The organism is Streptomyces sp. CB02923 (assembly GCF_001905005.1).
GTDB lineage: Bacteria > Actinomycetota > Actinomycetes > Streptomycetales > Streptomycetaceae > Streptomyces.
The window spans coordinates 631143-657246 of sequence record NZ_LWKZ01000027.1 but is presented as its reverse complement, the minus strand read 5'-3'; the positions used below and the strand labels follow the sequence as shown (position 1 = coordinate 657246).

Annotated in this window: 26 protein-coding genes; 12 read left to right on the top strand and 14 right to left on the bottom strand. The window is 72.1% G+C overall.

Annotated elements, in window-relative coordinates:
* Positions 1–123 precede the first annotated feature (123 nt).
* Together A6A06_RS37810 and A6A06_RS37805 are read left to right on the top strand one after the other, a co-directional pair.
* Positions 124–294, top strand: a complete 171-nt coding sequence (locus tag A6A06_RS37810; protein ID WP_073768184.1) for a hydrophobic protein — start codon at positions 124–126, stop codon at positions 292–294.
* A 44-nt stretch (positions 295–338) separates the two neighbouring features.
* Entirely contained in the window at positions 339–1412 is a 1074-nt protein-coding gene (locus A6A06_RS37805) for a helix-turn-helix transcriptional regulator (RefSeq protein WP_073768182.1), read from the top strand.
* Here A6A06_RS37805 and ctaD read toward each other — a convergent pair.
* From ctaD to A6A06_RS37750, 11 genes are all read right to left on the bottom strand, one after another.
* Complete coding sequence (gene ctaD / locus A6A06_RS37800; RefSeq protein ID WP_073768180.1) at positions 1342–3051, bottom strand: aa3-type cytochrome oxidase subunit I; 1710 nt, start codon at positions 3049–3051, stop codon at positions 1342–1344. The two genes, A6A06_RS37805 and ctaD, sit on opposite strands and share 71 nt — an antisense overlap.
* A gap of 178 nt (positions 3052–3229) precedes the next feature.
* On the bottom strand, positions 3230–3505 hold the full coding sequence (locus A6A06_RS37795; protein WP_073768178.1) for a gas vesicle protein K: 276 nt from the start codon (positions 3503–3505) through the stop codon (positions 3230–3232).
* Between the two features lie 31 nt (positions 3506–3536).
* Complete coding sequence (locus A6A06_RS37790; protein WP_073768176.1) at positions 3537–3758, bottom strand: gas vesicle protein; 222 nt, start codon at positions 3756–3758, stop codon at positions 3537–3539.
* Positions 3755–4582, bottom strand: a complete 828-nt coding sequence (locus tag A6A06_RS37785; RefSeq protein ID WP_242441139.1) for a GvpL/GvpF family gas vesicle protein — start codon at positions 4580–4582, stop codon at positions 3755–3757. The genes A6A06_RS37790 and A6A06_RS37785 overlap by 4 nt, the downstream gene beginning before the upstream one ends.
* Positions 4579–4908 (bottom strand): gas vesicle protein, encoded by a 330-nt coding sequence (locus A6A06_RS37780; RefSeq protein WP_073768174.1) that lies wholly within the window; start codon positions 4906–4908, stop codon positions 4579–4581. Before A6A06_RS37780 ends, A6A06_RS37785 begins: the two co-directional genes overlap by 4 nt.
* Positions 4905–6035 carry an SRPBCC family protein gene (locus A6A06_RS37775; RefSeq protein WP_073768172.1) on the bottom strand — a complete coding sequence of 377 codons (1131 nt, stop codon included), beginning with the start codon at positions 6033–6035 and terminating at the stop codon, positions 4905–4907. The genes A6A06_RS37780 and A6A06_RS37775 overlap by 4 nt, the downstream gene beginning before the upstream one ends.
* Positions 6028–6675, bottom strand: coding sequence for a hypothetical protein (locus tag A6A06_RS37770; RefSeq protein WP_073768170.1), 648 nt, complete (start codon positions 6673–6675; stop codon positions 6028–6030). Before A6A06_RS37770 ends, A6A06_RS37775 begins: the two co-directional genes overlap by 8 nt.
* A gap of 165 nt (positions 6676–6840) precedes the next feature.
* The gene (locus A6A06_RS37765; protein WP_073768168.1) at positions 6841–7086 is read right to left on the bottom strand and encodes a gas vesicle protein GvpG; all 246 of its coding nucleotides are present in this window, start codon (positions 7084–7086) and stop codon (positions 6841–6843) included.
* Positions 7087–7090: 4 nt separating this feature from the next.
* Entirely contained in the window at positions 7091–7831 is a 741-nt protein-coding gene (locus tag A6A06_RS37760; protein WP_073768166.1) for a GvpL/GvpF family gas vesicle protein, read from the bottom strand.
* Positions 7828–8259, bottom strand: coding sequence for a gas vesicle structural protein GvpA (locus tag A6A06_RS37755; RefSeq protein ID WP_073768164.1), 432 nt, complete (start codon positions 8257–8259; stop codon positions 7828–7830). The genes A6A06_RS37760 and A6A06_RS37755 overlap by 4 nt, the downstream gene beginning before the upstream one ends.
* Positions 8256–8576 (bottom strand): gas vesicle protein GvpO, encoded by a 321-nt coding sequence (locus tag A6A06_RS37750; protein ID WP_073768162.1) that lies wholly within the window; start codon positions 8574–8576, stop codon positions 8256–8258. Before A6A06_RS37750 ends, A6A06_RS37755 begins: the two co-directional genes overlap by 4 nt.
* A gap of 399 nt (positions 8577–8975) precedes the next feature.
* Between A6A06_RS37750 and A6A06_RS37745 the strand changes: the two genes are divergently transcribed.
* Positions 8976–9191: an I78 family peptidase inhibitor gene (locus A6A06_RS37745; protein ID WP_073768160.1), complete on the top strand. Its 216-nt coding sequence runs from the start codon at positions 8976–8978 to the stop codon at positions 9189–9191.
* A 118-nt stretch (positions 9192–9309) separates the two neighbouring features.
* Here A6A06_RS37745 and A6A06_RS37740 read toward each other — a convergent pair whose 3' ends face one another.
* Positions 9310–10332: a phosphatase PAP2 family protein gene (locus A6A06_RS37740; protein WP_073768158.1), complete on the bottom strand. Its 1023-nt coding sequence runs from the start codon at positions 10330–10332 to the stop codon at positions 9310–9312.
* Positions 10333–10597: 265 nt separating this feature from the next.
* Complete coding sequence (locus A6A06_RS37735; RefSeq protein WP_073768156.1) at positions 10598–11776, bottom strand: glycosyltransferase family 39 protein; 1179 nt, start codon at positions 11774–11776, stop codon at positions 10598–10600.
* Between the two features lie 213 nt (positions 11777–11989).
* Here A6A06_RS37735 and A6A06_RS37730 point away from each other — a divergent pair, with 213 nt between their 5' ends.
* Positions 11990–13609 carry an MFS transporter gene (locus A6A06_RS37730; RefSeq protein ID WP_073768154.1) on the top strand — a complete coding sequence of 540 codons (1620 nt, stop codon included), beginning with the start codon at positions 11990–11992 and terminating at the stop codon, positions 13607–13609.
* A gap of 217 nt (positions 13610–13826) precedes the next feature.
* Positions 13827–15023: an acyl-CoA dehydrogenase family protein gene (locus A6A06_RS37725; RefSeq protein WP_073768152.1), complete on the top strand. Its 1197-nt coding sequence runs from the start codon at positions 13827–13829 to the stop codon at positions 15021–15023.
* Positions 15024–15095: 72 nt separating this feature from the next.
* Here A6A06_RS37725 and A6A06_RS37720 read toward each other — a convergent pair whose 3' ends face one another.
* Positions 15096–15548: a cell division protein SepF gene (locus A6A06_RS37720; RefSeq protein ID WP_073768150.1), complete on the bottom strand. Its 453-nt coding sequence runs from the start codon at positions 15546–15548 to the stop codon at positions 15096–15098.
* A gap of 915 nt (positions 15549–16463) precedes the next feature.
* Between A6A06_RS37720 and A6A06_RS37715 the strand changes: the two genes are divergently transcribed.
* The 7 genes from A6A06_RS37715 to A6A06_RS37685 all read left to right on the top strand — a co-directional run bounded on the left by A6A06_RS37715 (position 16464) and on the right by A6A06_RS37685 (position 25471).
* Positions 16464–18317, top strand: coding sequence for an FAD/NAD(P)-binding protein (locus tag A6A06_RS37715; RefSeq protein ID WP_073768148.1), 1854 nt, complete (start codon positions 16464–16466; stop codon positions 18315–18317).
* Positions 18318–18371: 54 nt separating this feature from the next.
* Complete coding sequence (locus tag A6A06_RS37710) at positions 18372–19412, top strand: LLM class flavin-dependent oxidoreductase (protein ID WP_073768146.1); 1041 nt, start codon at positions 18372–18374, stop codon at positions 19410–19412.
* A gap of 77 nt (positions 19413–19489) precedes the next feature.
* Positions 19490–20779: an NtaA/DmoA family FMN-dependent monooxygenase gene (locus tag A6A06_RS37705; protein ID WP_073768412.1), complete on the top strand. Its 1290-nt coding sequence runs from the start codon at positions 19490–19492 to the stop codon at positions 20777–20779.
* Between the two features lie 5 nt (positions 20780–20784).
* Positions 20785–21588 (top strand): DUF1684 domain-containing protein, encoded by an 804-nt coding sequence (locus A6A06_RS37700; protein WP_073768144.1) that lies wholly within the window; start codon positions 20785–20787, stop codon positions 21586–21588.
* 256 nt (positions 21589–21844) lie between these two features.
* Positions 21845–22753: a S1 family peptidase gene (locus A6A06_RS37695; protein ID WP_073768142.1), complete on the top strand. Its 909-nt coding sequence runs from the start codon at positions 21845–21847 to the stop codon at positions 22751–22753.
* A gap of 222 nt (positions 22754–22975) precedes the next feature.
* Complete coding sequence (locus tag A6A06_RS37690; protein ID WP_073768140.1) at positions 22976–23959, top strand: slipin family protein; 984 nt, start codon at positions 22976–22978, stop codon at positions 23957–23959.
* Positions 23960–24406: 447 nt separating this feature from the next.
* On the top strand, positions 24407–25471 hold the full coding sequence (locus tag A6A06_RS37685) for a S1 family peptidase (protein ID WP_073768138.1): 1065 nt from the start codon (positions 24407–24409) through the stop codon (positions 25469–25471).
* Positions 25472–26104: the final 633 nt, after the last annotated feature.

Below are 26104 nucleotides of genomic sequence, written 5' to 3'. Positions count from 1 at the left end.
AGGACGGGGCGGGGCACGGGTGAAGGGCGGGACGGACACGGCCGGTTCTTGTCCGAGCCTCGTCAGAGAGCGCGCATAACACCGCATGCCCGGGGCACTCGGAGCAGCGGAGGTGCGATTCACATGGTTCCTGTCCTTCTGGTACTGCTTCTGGCTTTGATCCTGTTCGGTGCGGGTTTCGCGCTCAAGGCCCTGTGGTGGGTGGCTGTCGCGGTCCTTGTCGTATGGCTGCTCGGCTTCCTGTTCCGTTCCACGGGCGCGGGAGGTGGTCGCACACGCTGGTACAGGTGGTAGCCCGCGGACCGTAGCTGTCCGCATGTGCTGCCAGACTTTCCGGCATGTTGGAGACCTCGGCACGACTGCTGCGCCTGCTCTCTCTTCTGCAGGCACACCGCGAGTGGACGGGCGCGGATCTCGCCGACCGGCTCGGCGTGACCTCGCGCACCGTCCGCCGCGACATCGACCGCCTGCGCGAACTGGGCTACCCGGTCCACTCGGCCCCCGGCACCGCCGGGGGCTATCAACTGGGCGCGGGCGCCGAACTGCCACCGCTGCTCCTCGACGACGAGGAGGCGGTGGCAGTCGCCGTGGGGCTGCGCACCGCGGCGGCCGGCGGCGTCGAGGGCATAGAGGAGACCTCGGTACGGGCCCTGGCCAAACTGGAACAGGTACTGCCCGACCGGCTGCGCCGCCGCGTCGGTGCCCTCAACGCCTTCACCGTCCCCATGCTCGGCCACCCCGGCGGCCCGCGGGTCGACGCCGCCACCCTCACCGAACTGGCCAACGCCTGCCGGGACAGCGAACGGCTGCGCTTCAGCTACGCGGCCCACGACGGCACGGCCACCCGCCGCACCGTCGAGCCGCACCGCCTGGTGTCCGCGCAGCGCCGCTGGTACCTCGTCGCCTGGGACGTGGACCGCGCGGACTGGCGGACGTTCCGCGCCGACCGCATCACGCCCACCCCGCCGCACGGCCCGCGCTTCACCCCGCGCCCGGCCCCGGCCGACGACCTCGCCGACTACGTCTCGCGGGGCGTGTCCACCCACGTCTACGCCGAGCGGGCCACCATCCTGCTGCACGCCTCCGCCGAGGAGGCCGCCCAGCAGATCACCCCGTCCAGCGGCGTCATCGAACCGCTCGACGAGCACCGCTGCCTGCTGCACACCGGCGCGCACAGCCTCGACGTCCTGGTGATCCACGTCGTCCTGATGGGCTTCGACTTCGAGGTGCGCGAACCACCGGAGCTGACGGGCCGCATCCAGGAGGTCAGGGACCGGCTGACCCGGGCGCTGAACCCGCCGCCGGCTTCTCCCGGGGCCCTTGCGGCTCCTCCGGGGACCGTCACGGCTCCTTCGGCGACTGCTCCGGCTCCTTCGACGACGCCTCCGGCTCCGCAGCGTCCGGCGGGGTGAGCCGCACGATCTCCGGATGGTGCAGGTCGAAGGCGGGCGCCTCCGAGCGGATGCGCGGAATGGTCAGGAAGTTGTGGCGCGGCGGGGGACAGGACGTCGCCCACTCCAGGGAGCGGCCGAAGCCCCACGGGTCGTCCGTCGCGACCTTCGTGCCGTACTTCGTCGTCTTCCAGACGTTGTAGAGGAACGGCAGCGTGGACAGGCCGAGGAGGAAGGCGCCGATGGTCGACAGGGTGTTCAGGACGGTGAAGCCGTCGGCCGCCAGGTAGTCGGCGATCCGCCGCGGCATCCCCTCCACGCCCAGCCAGTGCTGGACGAGGAAGGTGGTGTGGAAGCCGGTGAACAGCGTCCAGAAGTGCACCTTGCCCAGGCGCTCGTCGAGCATCTTCCCGGTGAACTTCGGCCACCAGAAGTAGAAGCCGGCGAACGTCGCGAAGACGACCGTGCCGAAGACGACGTAGTGGAAGTGGGCGACCACGAAGTACGTGTCGGTGACGTGGAAGTCCAGCGGCGGCGACGCCAGGATCACCCCGGTCAGGCCGCCGAACAGGAAGCTGACCAGGAACCCCACGGCCCACAGCATCGGCGTCTCGAAGGACAGCGAGCCGCGCCACATCGTGCCGATCCAGTTGAAGAACTTCACCCCCGTCGGCACGGCGATCAAGAACGACATGAACGAGAAGAACGGCAGCAGCACCGCGCCGGTCGCGAACATGTGGTGCGCCCACACCACCACCGACAGCCCGGTGATCGCCATCGTCGCGCCGATCAGCATCACGTAACCGAAGATCGGCTTGCGCGAGAAGACCGGGATGATCTCGGTGATGATGCCGAAGAACGGCAGCGCGATGATGTACACCTCGGGATGCCCGAAGAACCAGAACAGGTGCTGCCACAGCAGCGAGCCGCCCCACTCCGCGTCGAAGACCACCGAGCCGAAGCGCCGGTCCGCCTCCAGCGCCAGCAGCGAGGCCGCCAGCACCGGGAAGGCGATCAGCACGAGGATCGAGGTGAACAGCACGTTCCACGTGAAGACCGGCATCCGGAACATCGTCATGCCCGGCGCCCGCATCCCGATGATGGTGGTGAGGAAGTTGACCGCACCGAGGATGGTGCCGAAGCCGGAGAGCGCCAGCCCCATGATCCACATGTCGGCGCCGATGCCGGGCGAGCGGACCATCCCGTTGAGCGGGGCGTAGGCGGTCCAGCCGAACGCCGCGCCGCCCGTCGGTGTCAGCAGGCTGCCCAGCACGATCAGGCCGCCGAAGAGGAACAGCCAGTACGAGAGCATGTTCAGCCGCGGGAACGCCACGTCGGGCGAGCCGATCTGCAACGGCATGATCTCGTTGGCGAAGCCCGCGAAGGCCGGGGTGGCGAACAGCAGCAGCATGATCGTGCCGTGCAGCGTGAACGCCTGGTTGAACTCCTCGTTCGTCATGATCTGGAGCCCGGGACGGGCCAGTTCGGCCCGCATCAGCAGCGCCAGCAGACCACCGACCAGGAAGAACCCGAACGAGGTGACCAGATAGAGATGGCCGATCTTCTTGTGGTCGGTGGTGGTCAGCCAGTCCACCACCACCGCGCCGGGCCGCCGCGCCCGCACCGGCCCCGGGCTCGCCTCCACCGTGTCCGTACCCATCTGCGCCACCTCGTTCGCCAAGAAGCCACCGAAGCCACCGGCGGCGACCGGGGGACCGGCGCCACCAGAAGTCGGTAAGGGACGTGCTCGGGCACAGGCCATGATGGCCGTCCGGGCCCGCTCGCGCGAGGGGGCCCGCACACCCCGGCCGGATCATTGCGGCGGCGGCGCGCGCCGCTCACTCCCGGGGCAGCAGGGGCCCCAGCGGGCCGAGGTCCAGGTTCAGGTCGTCCTTCTCCAGGCCGTACCGCTCGCACAGTTCGCCCATCCGCCGCTCCAGCAGCATCAGCGTCAGGCCGATCCGCTCCTCCTGGTCCTCGGACAGATCGCCCTGGTCGACGCGGCGCAGCGCCTGCCGCTCCATGAGCTGGTGCAGCAGCTCCACCACCGTCAGCACGAGCCGCACCAGGTCGCGTTCCACGGTGTCCTCGTCCAGCTCCACACGCCGGGTCACGGCGCCACCTCCTCCTCGGCTTCCTCGGACGTCACGGCTCCAGCTCCTCGAAGGGCGAGGGGATGGTGGCGTTGACCGAGCTGATCAGGGCCCGCAGGTCGATCCGTACGAGATCCACCTCGGCGATGCGCAGGGTGAGATCGCCCGCGATGACCGCACCGCCCGCCAGCAGCCGGTCCAGCAGGTCGACCAGGGCGATCTGCCGTTCGGCCAGCGGGTTGTCCGGCGACGGGCCGGCCACCGGTGCCGTCATACGGCACCGGTCCCGGCGTTCCCGGCCGCGTCCGGCGCCTGCGGCGGCTGCGCGAAGGAGTACGGGGCCCACGGCCCGGTCAGCTCGATCCGCACCCCTTGGCTCCGGTCCGCCAGCTCACCGACCAGGCCCGCGAACGCCCCGGCCTGCTCGCGGGGGACCAGATAGGCGCCGTTGAGCACGTTGCGGCCGCTGACCCCGGACAGCCGGGCGTCCTGCGGGCGGTGCAGCCGGCTGCGTTCGGCGAACTTGTCCAGCGCCTCGTGGGCGGCGCGGGCCAGTTCGTCGGCGCGCCGCTGGTTCTGCTCCTGGGCCTGCCGGTGGGCGAGCCGTCGGCGCAGGAAGTCGCGGCCCGAGCCGTCGGCGGACACCTCGCGGGGCGAATCCCCCGCGGGCACCGCCGGTTTGGCGGCCCCGGTGTCGTCGGCGTACACCTTGACGCCCCACTCCATCCGGCCGTCCAGACTCACCAGCGCGCTCAGGAACTCCTCGGCGCGCTGCGCGAGCACCTGCCGGACCCCGCGCGCGTCACGGTGGACCGTCACCAGACGCAGCGGCAGCACGCAGAACTCCGCGGCCACGGTGTCCACCACACTGCGGTGCGCCCGTGCGGTCCGTTCCAGCCACGCCATCTCCTCCAGGTGGGCGCGCAGCGCCTCCTCCTCGAAGTCGGCGGCCGGCACCCGGGAGACCAGGGCGGCCAGGGCGCCTTCGGTGACGGTCTCCACGGGGGCGTCCGCGACGCCGAGCAGTCCGTCCGGCGGTCGGCAGCCGGCCCGTGCGACGGCGTAGGTGTACATCAGCTCGGCGCCGGTCGTACTCAAGTGATCTCCTCTCGCGACTCCTGCTCCTGCTCCTCCAGGGCGGCGATCCGCTCGCGCAGCCGCTCGTTCTCCCGGGCGAGTTCGCGGCGCCGGGCACCGGAGGACAGCGACGGATCGTCGCGCCACCAGTCGATGCCCATCTCCTCCGCCCGCTCGACCGAGGCCACGATCAGCCGCAGCTTGATCGTGAGGAGCTCTATGTCGAGCAGGTTGATGCGGATGTCACCGGCGATGACCACGCCCTTGTCCAGGACACGTTCGAGGATGTCGGCGAGGTTGGCGCCGCCGCCGGAGGAGCCGTACGGGGAGGGGACCTGGGAACTCATCGGGCCGGCTCCGGCTCGTACGCGGCCTCCTCCTCGTCCGCCGGTTCCTCCTCGTAGTCGTCCGCGGCGTCCTCCTCGTCGGTGTCGGCGTCGGTGTCGGTCTCGGCGTCGCCGGTGTCCTCGTCGTACGCGTCCTCGGGTTCGTCGTCCGCGTCCTCGTACGTGTCCTCGGGCTCGTCGTCCGCCTCGTCGTCCTCGTACGCGTCCTCGGCGTCCCGCTCCTCGTCACCGGAGTCGCCGGACTCCTCCTCGTACGCGTCCTCGGACGGCTTGTCCGCGCCCTCGGCGTCCTGTTCCTCGCGGTCCTGTTCCTCGCGCTCCAGGGCCTCGTCGTGGCTGACGACGACCTCGCCGTCCCGGATCTCGCCGCGCCACTCGCCCGTCGCCTCGCCCCGCATCATCACGAAGCGGCGGAAGTTCTTGAGGTCGAGCCGCGCGCGGCGGCCCTGGGCCCGCCAGATGTTGCCGGTCTTCTCGAACAGGCCCTTGGGGTAGTACTCGATGACCAGCAGCACCCGGGTGAGGGTGGGCGCCAGTTCGTGGAAGGTGACGACGCCCTTGAGCGTGCCCTTGGCGCCCTCGGAGGTCCAGGTGATGCGCTCGTCGGGGAGCTGTTCGGTGGTGTGCGCCTTCCAGCTGCGGGACGACCAGAAGATCTTGGCGCGCCAGTTGGAGTCGGTGTCGTCCGCGGACTCCACCCCCTGCACCCCCTTGGCGAAGGTGCTGAACTCCTGGAACTGCGTCCACTGGTTGTACGCCTCGCGGACGGGCACGCCCACGTCGGCGTCTTCGCTGATCGTCACGAACTTGCCCTTGCCGCCGCCGCCCTTGCGCCCGCCGGTGAGCTTCTTGAAGGCGCCCTTGACGGTGTTCTTGGCGGTGTCCTTGACCGCGCCCTTGAGCGTGTCCTTGATCACCGGCCCGACCAGGCCGTCACTGCGGCCCTCGGCGACGTCCGTGAGCTTGGTGGTGGCCTCGCCGAGCCGCTTCCCGGTGGCCACCAGCAGGCGCTGGGCCTGCGCGGCGGCGAACGAGACGGCTTCCTCCTTGAGGCGGTCGACGGCCGGGTTGCCGGCCACGGTGTCCTTGACGGCGGCCACCGGGCCGCCGGACTTCGTGTCAGCCACGGTCCTCACCTCCGCTCCGGCGGGTGCCGGACCGGGCCGTCTTCTTCGCGGCCGAGGCGGTCTTCCGCGGCGCGGCGGCGGCCTGCTTCGCGGGCCGCTTGCGCCGGTCCGGCGTCTCCTTGGCACCGGACGTGGCGGGGGCCTTCGAGGAGCGCGCGCTCTGCTTCCCGGCGGCGGCGCGTCCCTCACCCCCGGACTTCTGTGAGCTGCTGCCGCGGCGTGCCGGGGTCTCTTCCCCGCCGTCGTCGGACGCGTCCTCGTCGTCCCGTCCGCCGCCGGCCACGCCGCGTACGGTGTCCGCGGCCTTGCCGCCGATCTCCCCCGCGTCCAACTGGTCGCGCACGTTCAGCGTCCGCTCGTGCAGGCTGTCCGCCAGGGAGTCGAGGCGCTTGGTGACCAGTGCGCCGGTCGCCGCCTTGCCCACTCCCTTAAGGTCGCCGCGCAGCTGTTCGCGCAACTCCTTGAGCTGCGGGTTGGCGGCTATCTGGTCGTTGACCAGAGAGACCAGTTGCTGCGGGCTCAGATTCAGGCGCTTGCCCAGGACCATGCTGCCGATACCGATGGCGAGCTTGGCCTTCTTGGTGCGGCCGAGCAGATAGCCTCCGGCGACGGCCAGCACCAGTGCCGGCCGGTTCTTCATGTCGGGGATCTCCTCCGTGTCAGGTCGCGCTCGTCCGCCGTCCCGTTCACGGTCCGGGCGTTTCGCGCGATGCTTTTAGGGGATCTCGTGCTGTCCGGTGGGGTGCCGTCCTCGTGGTGCGGGGGAGCGCACCCCTGGAAAAGGTGTTCGGGGGCCGGGCGGCGGTTACGCCCCGGACTGCTGCTGCCGCAGCTCCTCCAGGCGGTCCAGCAGCGCGTCCTCGCGCCGGTCGAACTCGGCCTCGTCGATCTGCCCGCTGTCCAGCTGCTCCGCCAGTTCGCGCAGTTCGCGCTGGACCACGGCCGGGTCGTAGTACTGCCGCTCGGCCTCGGTGAGGACCTGCCGCAGCACCCAGCCGGTCCCGCGTACGGGAGCGGCGGGGAGCAGCAGCAGTTCCTTGATCAGGCCCACCGGGTCACTCCGCGGCGGCGGACTCTAGGGGGCGTACGAAGCTGTACGGCGGGAGCGGCCCGTTGACCAGCAGTTCCAGATGCGGTTGGTCGGCGCCGAGCCGGTCGGCGGCGTCCAGGAACGCGGCCGCGTCCTCGCGCCGCATCAGGAAGGACAGGTTGACCAGCCAGCCGGAGCCCTCGGGCCCGGGGCAGGACTGCTCCGCCTTCGGCGTGAGCGCCGCCTCGACGGTGTGCGCGTCGGCGATCTCGCGGGCCCGTACGGCGTTGGCGACCAGCTCGCCGAGGCGCAGCTTCTCCTGGTACGCGCCGCCGCCGGACGCCTGGTTGGCCTCGTTGAGGGTCCGGATCTCCGGTTCCTCGGTGAGCACCCGGCGCAGCACGTCCTCCTCGCGGTGGGCGGCCTTGACGTTGTACTCGACCCGCCCGTTGAGGTCCTCCAGCTGTGCCGTGTAGTGCTCGGCATGCTTGGCCAGGACCTGCTGGACCGCTTCGTCGTTCTCGGAGAGTGAGCCGAAGCGCAGCGGCAGTACCGCTCCGTCCGCCCCGGCCTCGGTCAGTACGTGCTGGTGGGCGAGCAGATCACGGCGCTTGGGCCGCAGCTTGTCGGGGGAGTCGCTGACGATCGCCGCCAGGCCGCCCTGGCGGACGAAGCGGACCGGGCGCGGCGGGTCGCCGATGCCCAGGATCTGCCGGCCGGGCGTCGGGTGGCCGGCGCGGGCGATGCCGTAGACGTACGTGCTCACTCGCTCTCCTCCTTCTTACGGGAGGTGGTGCGCCGCGGCCTGCGCTGCGGTTCGCCTTCGCTCTCGCCCTTGTCCCGCCCCTGGCCGATCGCCTCGGCGAAGGTCTCGGCCGCGCCCGAGAGCGCGCCCTTGGACTTGCCCTTGGCGCCGGACTCGGTGACCTGGCCGACCACGTCGGGCAGGCCGGGGCTCTTGTTGGCGCCGGTCTCCAGGTCGAGCCGGTTGCAGGCCTCGGCGAAACGCAGGTAGGTGTCGACGCTGGCCACCACCACACGGATGTCGATCTTGAGGATCTCGATGCCGACCAGTGAGACGCGGACGAACGCGTCGATCACCAGGCCGCGGTCGAGGATCAGCTCCAGTACGTCGTAGAGGCCACTGGTGCCGCCCCCGCCCCCGGACTGCTGTTGTGCCGGGACAACGGTCATGTCTGTGGTCTTCCTCTCGCGCGCTCATAGCGGCTGACGCGCCGGTAGCCCGTGAGCATGCCGTCCGGGTCGAGCGTGACCTCGTACAACGCCATGAGGCTCATCGTCTCGGGGACCCGGGCGAGCTCCAGCACCTCGGTCTCCAGGACCCAGCCGTCCTCGGTCCTCTCGAACCGGGACACGGTCCCGGGGTCCAGTCCGGTCAGCTCGGCGAGCTGTTCCCGGGCCGAACGCAGGAGTTCCGGTGCGCTGGGGCGGGCGGACGCCGCTCGGTGGTTGTTACTCTTGTCCGGTGTGTTCGCTGTGTTGTCTCCCATGGGCTCCTCGGCAACAGCGAGTACCGCACGGCGTCGGACTCAAACCCGCCGACCGGCATCGTTGCCCGCGAAATATGCGTGAGCGGCGTGCCGTCGGCCAATTCCCGGAGTGCCGGACAGCGTAAAAGGAAGGAATAAAAGGCTGCTGACGGGGAATTAATTCCGGCCGCTCCCCAAGTGGCCGGTGGGCGCCGCCATCCGGCGATCACGGCCGAAATCAGGCCGACCTCGATTCCCACCCGGTTGGTGCAGTGCCCGGCTCGTTCGGGTGACGAAAACGAAGGTAAACACGCGCTGTCATGCTGTGACAGAAGTGTGACCAAGGGGGGACCGGGCAGGTACGCACCTGTGGCACCCCGGCCCTTCCACCCGTTGTACGGGACGCCTACGGTGGCTGCCATGGCACCCGTTCCGAAGTCCCCGTTCGAACCCGATGACGACCCCGCGGCCTATGTCGGGCTGGCGCAGGAGGCTGCCGAGGGGCGCGCCCGCGAGCGCGGCTGGACCACGGTCCGGTCCCTGGCGCCGGGCACGATCATCACCATGGAGTACCTGGGGGGCCGCCTGAACTTCGAGGTCAAGGACGGTGCCGTCACCCGCAGCTGGAAGGGCTGAGCCGCCGGTGACCGCACCCGGACAGGACGACGGCCCCGGCCGCTCCAGGAGGAGCGGCCGGGGCCGTCGGCCGCGCGGGGGAGGGGCTGTGCGTACCGTCCCCGCGGGTCTCGCCGCCTCAGCTGCCGCCGGTGCGGCCGCGGGCCGGGGCCGGGGCCAGCGGCGCGGTGCGCGGCGCACGGTCGGCGTGCGGCGGGCGGCGGCTGCCGGTCGGCGTCACCGGGGTGCGCTCCGAGCGGGCCGCGTGCGGCCGCTGCGGGTGGTGCGGCCGGCTGTCCGCGGTGCGGGCGGCGGTGCCGGGCCGGGCGGTGCCCGTCGCCTCGCACACCAGCACCTCGTCCTCGGGAGCGGGGCGCGGCGCGGTCAGCCCGGAGCGGACGTGCGCCGGGGAGAGCGGTGCGGGCACCCGCAGGCGGCCGTCGCGCAGCCGCAGCCACAGGGCCGTCAGCCGGGCCTCGGCCCACTCCACGCCGGGTTCGAACCAGGGCAGCGCGAGCAGCACCAGCAGTCCGGCGGCCCAGCCCAGCAGCACATCGCTGACCCAGTGGGTACCGAGGTAGACGGTGGTCATGCCCACGCCCAGGGCGCCGAGCGCGGCGATCACCGACAGTGCGCGGCGGCGCAGCGGCGTGGTCGCCAGATAGGCCAGGACGCCCCAGGTGACGACGGCGTTCGCGGTGTGACCCGAAGGGAATATATCGCCGCCGAGCCACATCTCGTTGGCGCCGATGGTGGTCGCGTAGTGGGGGCCGAGCCGGCCCATGCCCAGCTTGGCGGCGCCCGCGGTGATGTTGAGCAGCAGCAGCGAGGTGCCCAGCACCAGCAGCGGGTGGAGGTTCTTGGTCCGCCAGCAGCGCCAGCCCAGCCAGGCCGCCACGGCGACCGCGGTGGGGCCGCGCTGGCCCAGGACCACGAAGTAGTCGAGGAAGGCGTGGATCTCCGGCCACTGCTTGTACGGCCTGTAGAGCATGGCCTGCCAGTCGAAGGTGACCAGCCATGACGTGGCGAGCACACCGGCCACGATCGCCACGTACACCGCCAGCGTGCCCCCGAACAGCCACCAGCGGGTCCGGGTCATACGTGACGGCGGGCGGTCGGGCGGGTGCTCCTCCATCTGGTCGAGCTTGTCATCGGTACGCACTCAATCGACGTTACCGCGTGTGATGTCGGTGCTTGGTCAAACTGTGAGCTTTGTAATGACGATGTGATGTGCAATCTGTCTCAAACGAGACTTTGGCCAGGGGTTTTCGGAAGGAATTCAACAGTCGCCGGATTGCGTCCGGGAGGGTCACCGAGAGTCGCGCCGGGAGGTCCCTTTCCAATTCGCCGGGGAAGTTTATCGCCGATTCGCGCGGGTGTCGCGGTCCGTTTCCCCGGAGAGGCGCTTGCGGAGGGGAATGTTCCGTTCACGGCGGGCCGGAACCGTTCAGCCAGAACGCCCCGTACACCGCCGACCCCACGCTGACCAGGGCCGTCACCGCCCAGGCGGCCGCCGGGCGCCACCGCGCCAGCCCGGCGGCGAGCGGCAGCAGCAGCGGATAGGCGGGCATCATCAGCCGGGGCTTGGAGCCGAAGTACCCCTTGGCCGTCAGTGCCAGCAGCAGGACGGTCCCGCCGTAGACGAGCAGCGGAAGCGGCTGCCCCCGGCGCGCGCCCAGGACGTAGAGCCAGACCACCAGCGCGACACCGGCCAGCAGCCCGAGGCCCGCCGGAAAGCCGAGGTCCCACAGGAACGAGGCGAAGGCCGCGCCGCCGTCGAAACCGTTGCCCCAGCCGCCCTGGACGTCCAGATACGCGGTGAGGGAGCCCTCCCGGGCACCCACCCAGAGGAAATAGCCGCACCAGCCCAGGGGCGCCAGCAGCACGCCGAGCAGCATCCGCCGGTGCCGGCCCCATCCAGGCCCGCCCCCCGCCGGCCGGTCCCGCCACAGCGTCACCGCCGCGGTGATCCACACCGCTGCCACCACCGCGGCCCCCACCGGCCGGGTCAGCCCCGCCAGCGAGGCCAGCACCCCCGCGGTCACCCACCGCCCGGTCAGCACGCAGTACACGCCCCACGCCGCGAGCGCGGTGAACAGCGCCTCCGAGTACGCCATCGACTGCACGATGCCCACCGGCAGCGCCGCCCACAGCGCGGCCAGCGCGACCCCGGCCCGCGGCCCGTGCAGCCGCTCGCCGGTCAGGTACAGCGCCCAGGCGGCGGCGAGCGACGCGAGCCAGGACACCGCCAGCCCGGCGTCGGCCGCGGACAGTGGCGTCACCGCGGACAGCCCCCGCTCCAGCCACGGCAGCAGCGGGAAGAAGGCCAGGTTGGAGTGCACGTCCCCGTTGGCGAGCTGGACGCTGTAGCCGTATCCCTGCTCGGCGACGCGGGTGTACCAGAGCGAGTCCCAGCGGGCGGTGAGCAGCGTGTGCCAGCTCTTGCCGTGCGCGGCGGACCAGACGGCCAGGACGACGACCCCCAGGGCCCGGATCGCGGTGTATGCCAGCAGAGCGGGGGCGGCCCGGCGCAGGGCGGAGCGCGCCCGGCGCCCGCGGCCGGGGCCGGTCCGCTCCGGGGTACGGAAGGGGGCAAGATCGTTCATCCGGTCGATTATCCCGTGGCCGGAGTCCGCCGTCCGCCAGCGGGTATGGGAACCGCCGAGCCCTGCGATGAGCGTCTCATCGTGGGGTGAGCCACGCGTCACGTCACGCGACTCGCGTAGTCTGACGTCTCAACTCGCCCGTGTTGCCGGTTTCGCCGGAGCGTTTCCCGCGCCTCGGCCCGCGGCCGCGAGAGCACGACAGGAGGTACGCGAATGTCCGGGACGACCACGTCCGGCAGTGAGCGGACGGCGGGTGTTCCCCGGCATGGAGGCGGCGCCGCCGGTCGCTGGACCGTTCTGGTCGTGCTCTGCGTCAGCCTGCTGTTCGTCGCGCTGGACACCACGATCCTGTACGTGGCGGTGCCGTCGGTCACCGAGGACCTGCGTCCCGGGCCGGTCGAACTGCTGTGGATCGTGGACATCTATCCGCTGATCGCCGCGTCCCTGCTCATCCTCTTCGGCACGCTCGGCGACCGGGTGGGCCGCCGCCGCATCCTGCTCCTGGGGTACGGCCTGTTCGGCGCGGCCTCGGCCGCCGCCGCACTGGCACCCAACCCGCAGACCCTGATGATCGCCCGCGCGCTGCTCGGCGTCGGCGGCGCGATGATCATGCCTGCGACGCTGTCGATCCTGCGCCAGGTCTTCCCCGACCGGCGCGAGCGGGCGGTCGCCATCGGCGTGTGGAGCGCGGTGGCCGCCGTCGGCGCTGCCGTCGGCCCGGTCCTCGGCGGCTTCCTCGTCGAGAACTTCTGGTGGGGCTCGGTCTTCCTCATCAACATCCCGATGATGGCGGTCATGGCCCTGATAGGACGCTGGCTGCTGCCGGAGTCCCGGGGCGAGCGCAACGGGCCGTGGGACACCGTCGGCGCCGTCGTCGCGGCGCTCGGCGTGCTCGGCGTCGTCCTCGGCGTCAAACGCATCGGCAGCGGCGAGGCACTGCTCGGCCCGACCACGCTGGGCTCCCTCCTCGTCGGCGCCCTGCTGCTCGTCGTCTTCGTACGGCGCCAGCGCAAGCGACGGCACCCGCTCATCGACATGCGGCTGTTCGCCCGCCCGGCCTTCGGCACCTCGGTGGGCTGCATCGTGCTGGCGATGCTCGCCCTCGTCGGGCTCCAGCTGATAGCGGTGCAGTACCTCCAGCTCGTCCTCGGCCTGAGCCCCCTGGAGACCGGGCTGCGGATGCTGCCGCTGGTCTTCGCCGCGATGGCCGCCGGGCTGACCGGCTCGAAGGTCCTGCAGGCCGTCGGGCCCCGGGTGATGGTCTCGCTGGGCTTCGTGCTCACCGCCGCCGCGGTCCTCTGCCTGACCGCGATGGACGAGACGGACCGCCCCTGGCTGCTCGTCCTGGGCTTCGTACTGCTCGGCTTCGGCTTCCAGAGCACGCTCTTCGGCGCCTACGAGTCGATGCTCAGCGAGGCCCCCGCCGACCAGGCGGGCGGCGCCGCGGCCATCGGCGAGACCTCCTACCAGCTCGGCGCCGGCATCGGCGTGGCCCTGCTCGGCAGCGTCATGAACGCCGCCTACGCGCCGGGGCTGTCCCACGTGGACGGCGTCCCGGACCGGGCGTCCGCCTCGGCCGCGCACTCACTGGGCGAGGCGTACAAGGTCGCCTCCTCACTCGGCGATACGGCCAAGGGGGTGCTGCGCGACGCCGCGCAGGGCGCCTTCGTCCACGGGCTGCACGTCACGCTCGTCGCCAGCGCCTTGCTGCTGCTGGTCGGCGCGGCCATCGCGCTGCGGCTGCCGCGGCGGGCCGCGGACGCGGGGGACCGCTCCGACGGCGACGGCGCGCACTGCGGCCAGGAGCCGGCCCCGGCGAACTCCGGCCGGTAGCGCGCGGGCTCGCGCGCCCGGCCGGGCGCCGTTGCGCGGGCGCGCGGGGTCGGCGGGGGGCAGCCCGGCCAGAGCTGCACGCTCGGCGGGGGCCGTCCGGCCAGGGCCGCACGCCCGGCGGGGGCCCTTGCCGCCGCGCCACGGCCGGTCGTACCGTCGGACCCGGATAACTAACACCGCTAGTTTTTGTGTGCGCGCAGCTACCGGAGGCCCCGCCATGTCCGCATCCCCGTCCCCGCAGCTCCCGCCCTTCGACGCGGCCGACCCGCTGGGCATCGACGACCTGCTCTCCGACGAGGACCGGGCGGTGCGCTCCACCGTCCGCCGGTGGGCCGGCGACCGGGTCCTGCCGCACATCGCCGAGTGGTACGAGCGCGGTGAGCTGCCCGGCATCCGTGACCTGGCCCGCGAGCTGGGCTCCCTCGGCGCCCTCGGCATGGCGCTGACCGGCTACGGCTGCGCGGGCGCCTCGCACGTCCAGTACGGCCTGGCCTGCCTGGAGCTGGAGGCGGCCGACTCCGGCATCCGCTCACTGGTCTCCGTACAGGGCTCGCTCGCCATGTACGCGATCTGGCGGTTCGGCTCCGAGGAGCAGAAGCAGCGCTGGCTGCCGGACATGGCGTCCGGCGAGACCATCGGCTGTTTCGGCCTCACCGAGCCGGACCACGGCTCCGACCCGGGCAACATGCGCACCCACGCCAAGCGGGACGGCGGCGACTGGGTGCTGACCGGCCGCAAGATGTGGATCACCAACGGGTCGGTGGCCGGCGTCGCCGTGGTCTGGGCGCAGACCGACGACGGTATCCGCGGCTTCCTCGTCCCGGCCGGCACCCCCGGCTTCTCCGCGCCCGAGATCCGGCACAAGTGGTCGCTGCGCGCCTCGGTCACCAGCGAGCTGGTCCTGGACGGGGTACGGCTGCCGGCCGACGCGGTGCTTCCCGGCGCCAAGGGGCTGGGCGGCCCGCTGCGCTGCCTGAGCCACGCCCGGTACGGGATCGTGTGGGGCGCGATGGGCGCCGCGCGGGCCAGTTTCGACGCGGCGCTGGACTACTCCCGTACCCGCGAGCAGTTCGGCAAGCCCATCGGCGGCTTCCAGATCACCCAGGCCAAGCTGGCCGACATGGCCGTGGAGCTGCACAAGGGCGTCCTGCTCGCCCACCACCTGGGGCGGCGCTTCGACGCGGGACGGCTGCGGCCGGAACAGATCAGCTTCGGCAAGCTCAACAACGTACGCGAGGCGATCGAGATCTGCCGTACGGCCCGTACGATCCTCGGCGCGAACGGGATCTCGCTGGAGTACCCCGTCATGCGGCACGCGACGAACCTGGAATCGGTGCTCACCTACGAGGGCACCGTCGAGATGCACCAGCTGGTGCTGGGCAAGGCACTCACCGGCCTCGACGCGTTCCGGTGAGCGGGACCGGCCGGAGCCGGGGAGCCGTCGGCCGCCCCGGTCCGGGCCGGAACGACGCACCGGCCCCTTCTGTCAGCTCTGGTTGAAGAAGCCGCCCTCGGGGCGGCGCCGGGCGGGCTCACCGTTGAGAATCCGGTAGTCGACCGGGGTGAGCAGGAAGACCCGCGTGGCGACCCGCTCGATCGAGCCGCGCAGCCCGAAGGTCAGTCCGGCCGCGAAGTCCACCACCCGCTTGGCGTCGGAGGAGTCCATCGCGGTCAGGTTGACGATGACGGGAATGCCGTCCCGGAACAGCTCCCCGATGCCGCGGGCGTCCCCGAAGCCCTCCGGAGTGACGGTGGCGATGCGGGTGCCCTGGTCCTGGGCGCTCTCGTCGGCGACCTGGACGCGCGGGTCGGTCACCCAGGGGCTGTTCCCGGTGCTGCCGGGCTCGGACCCCTCGGCGTAGTCGTCGTCGTAGTAGCGCTCGTCATCGTTGTCGTCGACGAGGCCCAGCCAGGCGCTTGCCTTGCGTACCGATCCCATTGACGCCTCCTCTCACCCGCGGTCTGTGTGTCCGCACCTCTATCGTCGTCCATGATGCGGATGCTCTGCCAAGTGGATAGCCGCCGCACGGGGGGTTCGTGACACATCTGGTGCAAAGAGGGTGGCATGGCGTCAGAACTGGGAAGAGTCGCGGGAACTGACAGTGTGAAGGCTGTCACATCGAGTGTCGGAACGTCCAGTGGCCGACCGGTACCCGATCGTTCTTAGATCCAAACCGGACGGAATACGAACGACCCGCGTGCGGACGGTGTCCCGTTCCGCCCCGTACGGGGGGTCAGGTGAACCCGGCCGGACGCAGGGCCGGGGCGCGGTGTTGACCAGGGCGTGACGACGGCGCCCCGGCAGCGCGGGCGCCGAACGGTGTCGGCACGGAGCGCTGCCGGGGGCCGGGCGGACGGATCAGGGGTGACACGGGTGCTGCGAGGGGAGGGTGCGCCGACGGGGCGCGGGTGTGTGAAGGCGCGGCGGACGGTGAAGGTGCCGCGGGAGGCCCGGCCGGAACGGCAGCGGGCGGGGCAGGGCGTCAGCTCAACAGGACGACGACCACACACGACCGAAGTCGATGTGGTCGCGGGTGACCAGCCACTGCCGTGAGTCCATGGGCCTAAGTGGAACAGGCATCCGGTTTCCCGTCAACCATGACGCGATCCCCTGCTCACAGTACGGACAGCCTTGACAGCAGGGCGTGCCGGACACATAGCCTCAAGGATCGGCCGCGCTGAGGGGCGCGGTCCGGTGGCGGCCCCCGGGCCCCGTGTGTGAAGACGTCCGACTTCCCAGTGGGATCACTGCGTCCACGGAGCCTTCACGCATGTCTGCGACCTACGCGGCGTACGCCTCGCCGTTCCCGTACCCTCTCCCTCTCTCGCCCCGCCGGACCCGGCCCGGTGTCCGGTGAGGCCCGCCGTCGTCCTCGTCGGCGCGGGCCCCCGCGGCACCGGACTGGTCGAGCGCATCGCCGCCAACGCCCCCGAGCTGTACGGCGACGCACCGCTGGACCTGCACCTGGTCGACCCCTACCCGCCGGGCGGCGGGCGGATCTGGCGCCGCGACCAGTCCCCGCTGCTGTGGATGAACTCGACGGCCGAGGACGTCACCATGTTCACCGACGCGTCCGTCGAGCAGCTGGGGCCGGTACGGACCGGCCCCACCCTCGCCGAATGGGCCGCCCAGGTGCGCGCGGGGACGGTCTCGGTGCCCGGCGAACTGGCGGAGGCCGTTCGCGGGTTAGGGCCGCAGGGGTTCGCCGGACGGCAGGTGCAGAGCGCGTACCTGGAATGGGTGTACGAGCAGGCCGTGGCCGCGCTGCCGCCGGGCGTCGCCGTGCACCAGCACCGCCGCCGCGCCGTGCGGATCACCGGCCCGCAGCGCGGCCGGCAGCAGGTGTGGCTGGAGGGCAGCTCCACGCCGCTCGCCGCCGACCTCGTCGTTCTCACCCTCGGCCACCTCGACGCCCAGCCGCCGCCGGAACAGCGCGCCCTGGCCGCCTTCGCCGCCCGCCACCACCTGTCCTACCTGCCGTCCGGCTTCACCGCGGACACGGACCTGGACGGACTGGTCCCCGGCGAGCCGGTGCTCGTACGCGGCTTCGGGCTGGCCTTCGTCGACCTGATGGTGCTGCTCACCGAGGGGCGCGGCGGCTCGTACGGGACGGGGCCGGACGGCGCACCGGTCTACCGGCCGTCGGGGAAGGAACCGGCCCTGTACGTCGGTTCGCGGCGCGGCGTCCCGTACCACTCCAAGATCGGCTACACCTGGCAGGGCGAACGGCCGCCGCTGCCGCGCTTCTTCGGACCCGCCCAGGTGGACGAGCTGCTCGCCCGGCCCGGCGGCTTCGACTTCCGGCGCGACGCCTGGCCGCTCATCGACAAGGAACTGGGCTTCGCCCACTACCACCGGCTGTTCACCGCGCACCCGGAACGGGTCCGTGCCGACCGGGCCGCCTTCGAGGAGAAGTACGCGGCGGCCGGGCCGCTCAGCGCGGAACTGCGGACGCTGATCGCCGCCGCCGTCCCCGACCCCGCCGACCGCCTCGACCTGGACGCCCTCGACCGGCCGCTCGCGGGCGTCCGCCACCCCGGCGCCGACTCGCTCCAGAGCGGCCTGCGCGGCTACATCGAAGCCGACCTGGCCCGGCGGCACGACCCCGCGCACAGCCCCGACCTGGCCGTCTTCCTCGCCCTGCTGTCGGTGTACGGACAGCTCGTACGGCTCGGGGACCACGGCCCGTGGTGGCACGGCTTCTTCAGCTACCTGGCCTCCGGGCCGCCGGGGCCACGGCTGCGGCAGCTGCTCGCGCTGTCCCGCGCCGGTGTGGTGCGCTTCCTCGGCGCGGGCACCACCGTCACCGCGGACCCGGAGCGCCGCGCGTTCCTGGCCACGAGCGACACCGTGCCGGGCGTACGCGTCGAGGCCCGCGCGCTGGTCGAGGCACGGCTCCCGCAGCCCACCGTCACGGAGACCAAGGACGACCTGCTGCGCCGCCTGCACGACGACGGCGCCGCCTCGACCGGCAGCGGCCTGCTCGCCGTCGACCCGCGCGACGGCCGGGTGCTGGACCGCGCCGGACGGCCGCACCCGCGCCGCTTCGCGCTCGGCCCGCACACCGACGCCCGTGCCTCCGGCGCCTTCGCCCGGCCCCGTACCAACGCGCCCGCCTTCCGGCAGAACGACGCCACCGCGCGCGCCCTGCTGCGGTTCCTGCGCGAGCACGCCGCACCGGAACCGGCCCGGCGCCCGCCCCGCTGAGAAGGACCGCGGCAGCCCGCCACCACTTCGTGAACAGCGACGAAAGGCCGTCACATGACCCTGCCCCCCTGCTCCCTGCGCCCCCTGCACCTCGCCTTCGCGCTCGACGGCCCGTTCCGCAGAGCCCGCCGCGGCCCCGAGGCCTACGACCCGGAGCACTACGTCCGGCTGGCCCGGCTCGCCGAGCGCGGCACCCTGGACTTCGTCACGCTCGGCGACTCCTTCGCCCGGCCGGGGCCGGACGCCCTCGCCGTACTGGCCCGGGTCGCGCCGCGCACCACGCGCATCGGCCTGGTGCCGGCCGTCACCACCACCCACACCGAGCCGTTCCACGTCTCGACCGCCGTGAACACCCTGGACTGGGTCAGCCGCGGCCGGGCGGGCTGGACCGTGGAGGTGTCCAGGTCCCGCGCCGAGGCCCGGCTCTTCGGCCGCCGGGACGCCGCGCCCGCCGCCTCGCTGTGGCGGGAGGCCGGCGAGGTCGCCGACGTGGCCGCCCGGCTGTGGGACAGCTGGGAGGACGACGCGGAGATCCGCGACACCGCCACCGGCCGGTTCGTCGACCGCGACAAGCTGCACCACGTCGACTTCCGCGGCGCGTCCTTCTCCGTACGCGGGCCGTCCATCACGCCCAGGCCGCCGCAGGGCCGCCCGGTCGTCGCCGTCGACGCGACGGCCCGGCCCGCGCGGGAGGTGGCCGCGGCGCACGCGGACGTCGCGTTCGTCCGGGTGGAGGACCCCGCCACGGCCGCCGCCGCCCGCGCCGACCTGCGCGAACGCGCCCGCGCCCTGGGCCGCGACCCGGACCGGCTGCTGGTGCTCGCCTCGCTGCCGGTCGAGCTGTACTCCTCCGGCGACGCCGTCGGGCTCGCCGACCTGCTCGGCGACTGGCACACGGACGGCGCGGGCGACGGCTTCCACCTGCGGCCCGCCGACCCCGGCCGCGACCTCGCCCTGCTCGTCGACGGCACCGTGCCGGTACTCCAGCACCGCTGCCTGCTCCGCCGCTTCTACCCGGGCGCGACACTGCGCGAGCACCTCGGCCTGCCCCGCCCGGCCAACCGTTACGCCCCGGCCCGGAAGGTCTCCTCGTGACCACGTCCAGCGCACCGCCCCGTACGGCACCCTCGCCCGCCGAGCCCGCCCCGCCCACCGCGCCGGACAGCAGGCGTATGCACCTGGCGGCGCACTTCCCCGGCGTCAACAACACCACTGTCTGGACCGACCGGGAGGCCGGTTCACAGATCGACTTCGACTCCTTCGAACACCTGGCCAGGACCGCCGAGCGCGGCCGCTTCGACTTCTTCTTCCTCGCCGAGGGGCTGCGGCTGCGCGAGCACAAGGGCCGCATCCACGACCTCGACGTGCTGGGCCGTCCGGAGTCGCTCACCGTACTGAACGCGCTGGCGGCCGTCACCGACCGCCTCGGCCTGGCCGCCACCGTCAGCGCCACTTTCAACGAGCCCTACGAACTCGCCCGGCGGCTGGCGACCCTGGACCACCTCAGCGCGGGCCGCGCCGCCTGGAACGTGGTCACCACCTCCGACGCGTTCACCGGCGAGAACTTCCGCCGCGGCGGCTACCTCGACCACGCCGACCGCTACACCCGCGCCGCCGAGTTCGTCGCCACGGCCCGCGAACTGTGGGACTCCTGGACGGCGGGCGGCGTGCCGCGGCCGGTCGCCCACCAGGGCCCGCACTTCAGCGTCCGGGGCGCCTTCACCCTCCCGCGCAGCCCGCAGGGCCACCCCGTCATCATCCAGGCGGGCGACTCGGCGCAGGGCCGCGACTTCGCCGCCGCCACCGCCGACGTGATCTTCACCCGGCACAGCACGCTCACCGCGGGCCAGGAGTTCTACGCCGACGTCAAGGGCCGGCTGGCCGCCCACGGCCGCTCCGCCGACTCCCTGAAGATCATGCCCGGGGTCACCTTCGTCCTCGGCGACACCGCGGCCGACGCCCAGGAACGGGCCGTCACGATCCGCCGGCAGCAGGTCTCACCGCAGAACGCGCTGCTGGCCCTGGAACAGGTCTGGGGCGTGGACCTGTCCGCGTACGACCCGGACGGGCCGCTGCCGGACATCGACCCGGAACCCGACTCCGGCCTCGCCCAGGGCCGGGTGCGGATCGCCGACCCGAAGGCCGTCGCCGACCGCTGGCGGGCGCTGTCCGAGGCCAAGGGCCTGTCGATCCGGGAAACCGTGATCGAGACGACCGGGCGGCAGTCCTTCGTCGGCACGCCCGCCGCCGTCGCCGAGGAGATGACCGCCCACGTGGCCGCCCGCGCCGCCGACGGCTTCATCCTCGTACCGCATCTGACCCCCGGCGGCCTGGACGACTTCGTGGACCGGGTGGTGCCGCTGCTCCAGGAGCGCGGCGTCCTGCGGACGGAATACGAGGGCACGACACTGCGCTCTCACTTGGGGCTGCCGGAACCGGTACGTCCTGTAGGGAAGGACTGACCGCCATGAGCATCACCACCCGCACCGGCACACCGGCCGAGCAGCAGTGGCAGACCTGGCACGAGCAGCGCGCCGCCGAGATCGCCCTGCCGTACGGCCCGCTCGCGCTGACCGCCACACACTGGCTCGCGGACTTCCCCGACGGCCACCCGGACGGCGTACCGGGCCACTGGAAGGCGGACGGCGACGCGGTGCTCCTGCGCGCGGCCGCCGACGACGGGCTGACCGTCGACGGCGCCCCGCTGGACGGCACCGTACGGCTCGGCGCGGACAGCGCCCCCGCGACGGCCCGGGTGGCGCACGACGGCCGGCGGCTGCCGGTGCTGCGCCGCGAGGGACTCTGGGCCGTACGGGTCTTCGACCCCGGCTCCGAGGCGCGGCGCACCTTCGGCGGCATCGACGTCTTCCCCTACGACGAGCGCTGGCTGCGGCCCGGACTGTTCCGGCCGTACGGCGCGGGGCGCACGGTCCAGGTGCACAACGCCGACGGCCGGCAGCGCGGCCTCGGACTCGCCGGTGAACTGGCCTTCACCCTGGACGGCGACGAACACACCCTCCAGGCCGCCGTCGAGGCCGACGGCACGCTGTGGGCCGTCCTCGCCGACGCCACCAGCGGCACGGACAGCTACCGCTTCCGGTTCCTGCGGACGCCCGCCCCCAAGGACGACGGCACCGTGCCGGTGGACCTCAACCGCACCCTGCTGCCGCCCTGCGCCTTCGCCGACCACTTCATCTGCCCCTTCCCGCCGCCCGGCAACACGCTGCCCTTCGCGCTCCGCGCAGGAGAGCGGAACCGCATCGCGCGCTGAACCGTCACAGCACCGACCGAGGGGGTCAACAGCCGCCCCGGCAGCGCCTGTTGGTGCTGCCGGGGCGTGCGTGGGTACGGGGGCCGACCGGCCGTCCGAAAGGCACCCTTGCGCGGGCGGGCCAGGCCCTCGAAACTCCCGAAGCAGCGCTGTCCGGGGCACGCGCTGACGGGACGTGCGGAGTCCCGCGTGCCCGCCGGGCGGCGTCGCACGGACCTGCCCACAGGCGGGTCCCACGATCCCCTCGGAGGTAGCAGTGAGGTACGAGCGCACTACCCCCCGGAGCGGCATCGCTAGACGCGGGCGGCTGATCGCCGTCGCGTCCGGGCTGGCCGCGATCGGCGCCATGGCCCTGCCGACCGCCCACGCGGGCGAACCCGCCCCGCCCACCACGTTCAGCGCGTCCCAGCTCGCCGCCGTGAGCGACGCCGTGCGGTCCGCGGACGTCGCGGGCACCGCCTGGGCCGTCGACCCCGCGACCGGCAAGGTGGTCGTCCAGGCCGACAGCCGGGTGACCCCGGCACAGCTCGACAGGATCAAGCAGACCGCGGGCGCCAACGCCGGTGCCCTGAAGGTGGAGCGCACCCCCGGCGTGCTGCGCAAGCTGATCTCCGGCGGCGACGCCATCTACGCGACCAGCTGGCGCTGCTCCCTCGGCTTCAACGTGAAGAAGGGCAGCGCGTACTACTTCCTGACGGCGGGCCACTGCACCGACGGCAACCCGCCCTGGTACACCAACTCCTCGCACAGCACCAGCATCGGCCCGACCGCCGGCTCCAGCTTCCCCGTCAACGACTACGGCCTGGTCCGGTACGACAACAACAGCGTGTCGCACGAGGGTACGGTCGGCGGTCAGGACATCAGCAAGGCCGGCAACGCGACCGTCGGCCAGACCGTCACCCGCCGCGGCTCCACCACCGGCACCCACAGCGGCAAGGTCACCGGTCTGAACGCCACCGTCAACTACGGCAACGGCGACGTCGTCTACGGCATGATCAAGACCACCGTGTGCGCCGAGCCCGGCGACAGCGGCGGCCCCCTGTACGCCGGGAGCACGGCGCTCGGCCTGACCTCCGGCGGCAGCGGCAACTGCTCCTCCGGCGGCACCACGTACTTCCAGCCGGTCACCGAAGCGATCAGCGCGTACGGGGTCAGCATCTACTGATACCCGGGGGCCGCCCGCTTTCGGCGTACCGCGCCCGGACGGCCCCACACCCAGCCCCCCACGCAGCCGGCAGCACCGGAGCCCTCGTCCGCAACGGCGGGCGAGGGCTCGCCCGTTGGGCGCGGGCAAGGCCGACGCGCACTCTCGACCGTTGCGGGGACCGGCCATACCGTGGTGAGGACGCACGAACTCGGACACGGGCGCATTCGGCAGGGGGCCGTGATGGTCGAGGAACTGGTGACGGCCGGGGTCGCGCTGGCCGCGGCGGGCGCGGTGTACGTGATGGCGGCGGCGCGGGTGGTCAAGCAGTACGAACGGGGCGTCGTCCTGCGGCTGGGCAAGCTGATGCCGACCGCGCGCGAGCCGGGATTCACCATGATCGTCCCGGGGGTCGACCGGATGCGCAAGGTCAACCTGCAGATCGTCACGATGCCGGTGCCTGCACAGGAGGGCATCACCCACGACAACGTGACGGTCCGGGTGGACGCGGTGGTCTACTTCAAGGTCGTGGACGCCGCCGACGCGGTGGTCAAGGTCGAGGACTACCGCTTCGCGGTCTCCCAGGTCGCCCAGACCTCGCTGCGCTCCATCATCGGCAAGAGCGACCTCGACGACCTGCTCTCCAACCGGGAGAAGCTCAACCAGGGGCTGGAAGTGATGATCGACAGCCCGGCGCTGGGCTGGGGCGTGCAGATCGACCGGGTGGAGATCAAGGACGTGTCGCTGCCGGAGACCATGAAGCGGTCGATGGCGCGCCAGGCGGAGGCCACCCGCGACCGCCGGGCCCGGGTCATCAACGCCGACGCCGAACTCCAGGCGTCCAAGAAGCTGGCCGAGGCGGCCCAGGCGATGTCCGACCAGCCCGCCGCCCTGCAACTGCGTTTGTTGCAGACGGTGGTGGCGGTCGCCGCCGAGAAGAACTCGACGCTCGTGCTGCCGTTCCCGGTGGAGCTGCTGCGCTTCCTGGAACGCTCCGGCCTCCAGGCGCAGGCCCAGACGGAGGCGTACGAGCGGCAGGCGACCGCCGCCGCACCGGCGGCCGCACCGGCATCCGTACCGCCGGCCGCACCGGCATCTGCACCGGCCTCCGCGTCGGCCCCCATACCGGAGGCCGCGCCGGAATCCGTACCGCTGTCCGGAACCGCGCCGGGTGCCGGAGCGGCGGCCGGGCTGGAGGAGTTGCCGGAGGCGGAGCAGCTCCCCTGACACGGGAGCGGCGGCTCGCGGAGGCGGAAATCCCGTCCTGATGTGCGAAGGAAGTCCCTCGATGGGCTGAATCTTCCTGTTGCCGTACCGGCCCCGGTGGGCGAAGTCCGGCCTGGAACATCGATTTTCAGACAGGTATAGACCGCGCCTGAGGCCCGTTCCCGGCCACTCCAACGTGTTCGTTTGGTGTCCGCACAGGGGAACGACGTGCGCGGATATCGGAACGCGAGATGAACGGCCGCTCGGACGCGGCCCGTTCTCCAGACCGGATCTCGGTCTTGTGCGCGAGCACCGTTAATCGGAATACTCGACACCGCGCATTGGCATGGACGCGACTTCCTGCGGCAAGCTGCGCAGGCATCTCCCGTTCCGTGTCTGTTCCTCAACACCCTCCGGGTACGCGGCCCCCCACACACCGCGGCCCATCCCCCCACGGGAGGCTTTGAGTTGAAGCACCGACGGAATACCCAGCGGCGTGCAGTCCTGGCCGGCGCGGGCGCGCTGGCCATCGCGGCCACCGCGACGCTCACCCTGGCCAACGCCAACGCGGCGGACGGCCCGGCCGCCAAGCAGCTCACGCCCGCCGCGGCCACCGCGCTCGCGTCCCAGCTCAGCGGGCACGCGGCCGGTTCGTACTACGACGCGGGGACCAAGAAGCTGGTGGTCAACGTCGTCGACCGGGCGGCGGCCGACGCCGTACGGGCGAAGGGCGCCGAGGCCAGAATCGTCCCGCACAGCCTCGCCCAGCTCGACGCGGCGCGGCAGACGCTCAAGGAGCAGGCCACCATCCCCGGTACGGCCTGGGCGATGGACCCGCGGTCCAACAAGGTCGTCGTCACCGCCGACCGCACGGTCGCGGGCGCCAAGCTCGACAAACTGAACAAGGTCGTCAAGAGCCTCGGCAGCAAGGTCACGCTGCGGCACAGCAAGAGCGAGTTCACCCCGTTCATCGCGGGCGGCGACGCGATCTGGGGGAGCAGCTCGCGCTGCTCGCTCGGCTTCAACGTCGTCAAGGGCGGCAAGCCGTACTTCCTGACCGCCGGCCACTGCGGCAACGCCGTGAAGTCGTGGTCGGACAAGCAGGGCGGCCAGGAGATCGCCACCACCGAGGACTCCAAGTTCCCGGGCAGCGACTACTCCATCGCCAAGTACACCGGTGACACCGCGCACCCGAGCGAGGTGAACACCTACGGCGGCAGCCCGCAGAAGATCACCAAGGCCGCCGAGGCGACCGTCGGCCAGAAGGTCACGCGCAGCGGCAGCACCACCCAGGTGCACGACGGCACGGTCAAGGCGCTCAACGCGAGCGTCAACTACCAGGAGGGCTCGGTCGAAGGACTGATCCAGACCGACGTGTGCGCCGAGCCCGGCGACAGCGGTGGCGCGCTGTACGACGGCGATTCGGCGCTGGGTCTGACCTCGGGCGGCAGCGGCGACTGCTCCTCGGGCGGCGAAACCTTCTTCCAGCCGGTCCCGGCGGCCCTGAAGGCGGTCGGCGCGGAGATCGGCTGAGACCGGCCGGCGCGTGACGCCGATGCCCTGAGTACGGTCCTTCCGTAGTGGAACGGCCCCCGGACGCAATTGCCGCCGGGGGCCGTTTGCCGTTTCCGGGCGGACCGCCGGCGAAAAGGAATAGGAAAGGAGTCTGTGTAAATAGCGCCGGACGGGTGGGCGGTGGCCGATGGGCGGTGAGCGGTGGCCGGGCGGAGGTGGAGGGGGCGCGGATGCGGAGGTGGGCGTGGAGAGGGGAGGGCCGGGGCGGCTCCGTCAGTGAACCCGGGAATCCAGGGAATCGTTTTCACTGCCGAGCGTCCGCCGTTGAAATGTTGACGAGAACGTCATGTGACCCGCTCATTCGAAGGAAGTGTGAGGCACCTCTCAGGCGTGCCACTTTTTGGGGAAACGGCCGACAAATGTCCGGTATGAGGCTGTTTCGCCGGTGTGGGTCGCGACGACTTCAGGAAGTCGGGAGCCGCCGTCCAAATACCCTCCCGGCTTTTCCCGTTCGAGGGCCGGAGCGGATTTGCCAAGCCCGTTGCGGCTGGCTCTAATGATGCATCAGCCCCGTGGTCGAAATGAATCCGGCGGATGCCGGAGAGCCGCACGCCGTGCTGTTCCGGTGAGCGGTGCGAGGGCTTCCGTGCT

What these genes read in the sequence shown, in the direction of transcription:
- A6A06_RS37790 (WP_073768176.1), bottom strand. Translation starts at nt 3,758, where the DNA reads ATGACGGCACCGGTGGCCGGCCCGTCGCCGGACAACCCGCTGGCCGAA.
- A6A06_RS37755 (WP_073768164.1), bottom strand. Translation starts at nt 8,259, where the DNA reads ATGACCGTTGTCCCGGCACAACAGCAGTCCGGGGGCGGGGGCGGCACC.
- A6A06_RS37735 (WP_073768156.1), bottom strand. Translation starts at nt 11,776, where the DNA reads ATGAACGATCTTGCCCCCTTCCGTACCCCGGAGCGGACCGGCCCCGGC.
- A6A06_RS37770 (WP_073768170.1), bottom strand. Translation starts at nt 6,675, where the DNA reads ATGAAGAACCGGCCGGCACTGGTGCTGGCCGTCGCCGGAGGCTATCTG.
- A6A06_RS37720 (WP_073768150.1), bottom strand. Translation starts at nt 15,548, where the DNA reads ATGGGATCGGTACGCAAGGCAAGCGCCTGGCTGGGCCTCGTCGACGAC.
- A6A06_RS37730 (WP_073768154.1), top strand. Translation starts at nt 11,990, where the DNA reads ATGTCCGGGACGACCACGTCCGGCAGTGAGCGGACGGCGGGTGTTCCC.
- A6A06_RS37690 (WP_073768140.1), top strand. Translation starts at nt 22,976, where the DNA reads ATGGTCGAGGAACTGGTGACGGCCGGGGTCGCGCTGGCCGCGGCGGGC.
- A6A06_RS37700 (WP_073768144.1), top strand. Translation starts at nt 20,785, where the DNA reads ATGAGCATCACCACCCGCACCGGCACACCGGCCGAGCAGCAGTGGCAG.
- A6A06_RS37705 (WP_073768412.1), top strand. Translation starts at nt 19,490, where the DNA reads ATGCACCTGGCGGCGCACTTCCCCGGCGTCAACAACACCACTGTCTGG.
- A6A06_RS37750 (WP_073768162.1), bottom strand. Translation starts at nt 8,576, where the DNA reads ATGGGAGACAACACAGCGAACACACCGGACAAGAGTAACAACCACCGA.
- A6A06_RS37745 (WP_073768160.1), top strand. Translation starts at nt 8,976, where the DNA reads ATGGCACCCGTTCCGAAGTCCCCGTTCGAACCCGATGACGACCCCGCG.
- A6A06_RS37710 (WP_073768146.1), top strand. Translation starts at nt 18,372, where the DNA reads ATGACCCTGCCCCCCTGCTCCCTGCGCCCCCTGCACCTCGCCTTCGCG.
- A6A06_RS37810 (WP_073768184.1), top strand. Translation starts at nt 124, where the DNA reads ATGGTTCCTGTCCTTCTGGTACTGCTTCTGGCTTTGATCCTGTTCGGT.
- A6A06_RS37725 (WP_073768152.1), top strand. Translation starts at nt 13,827, where the DNA reads ATGTCCGCATCCCCGTCCCCGCAGCTCCCGCCCTTCGACGCGGCCGAC.
- A6A06_RS37780 (WP_073768174.1), bottom strand. Translation starts at nt 4,908, where the DNA reads ATGAGTTCCCAGGTCCCCTCCCCGTACGGCTCCTCCGGCGGCGGCGCC.
- ctaD (WP_073768180.1), bottom strand. Translation starts at nt 3,051, where the DNA reads ATGGGTACGGACACGGTGGAGGCGAGCCCGGGGCCGGTGCGGGCGCGG.
- A6A06_RS37805 (WP_073768182.1), top strand. Translation starts at nt 339, where the DNA reads ATGTTGGAGACCTCGGCACGACTGCTGCGCCTGCTCTCTCTTCTGCAG.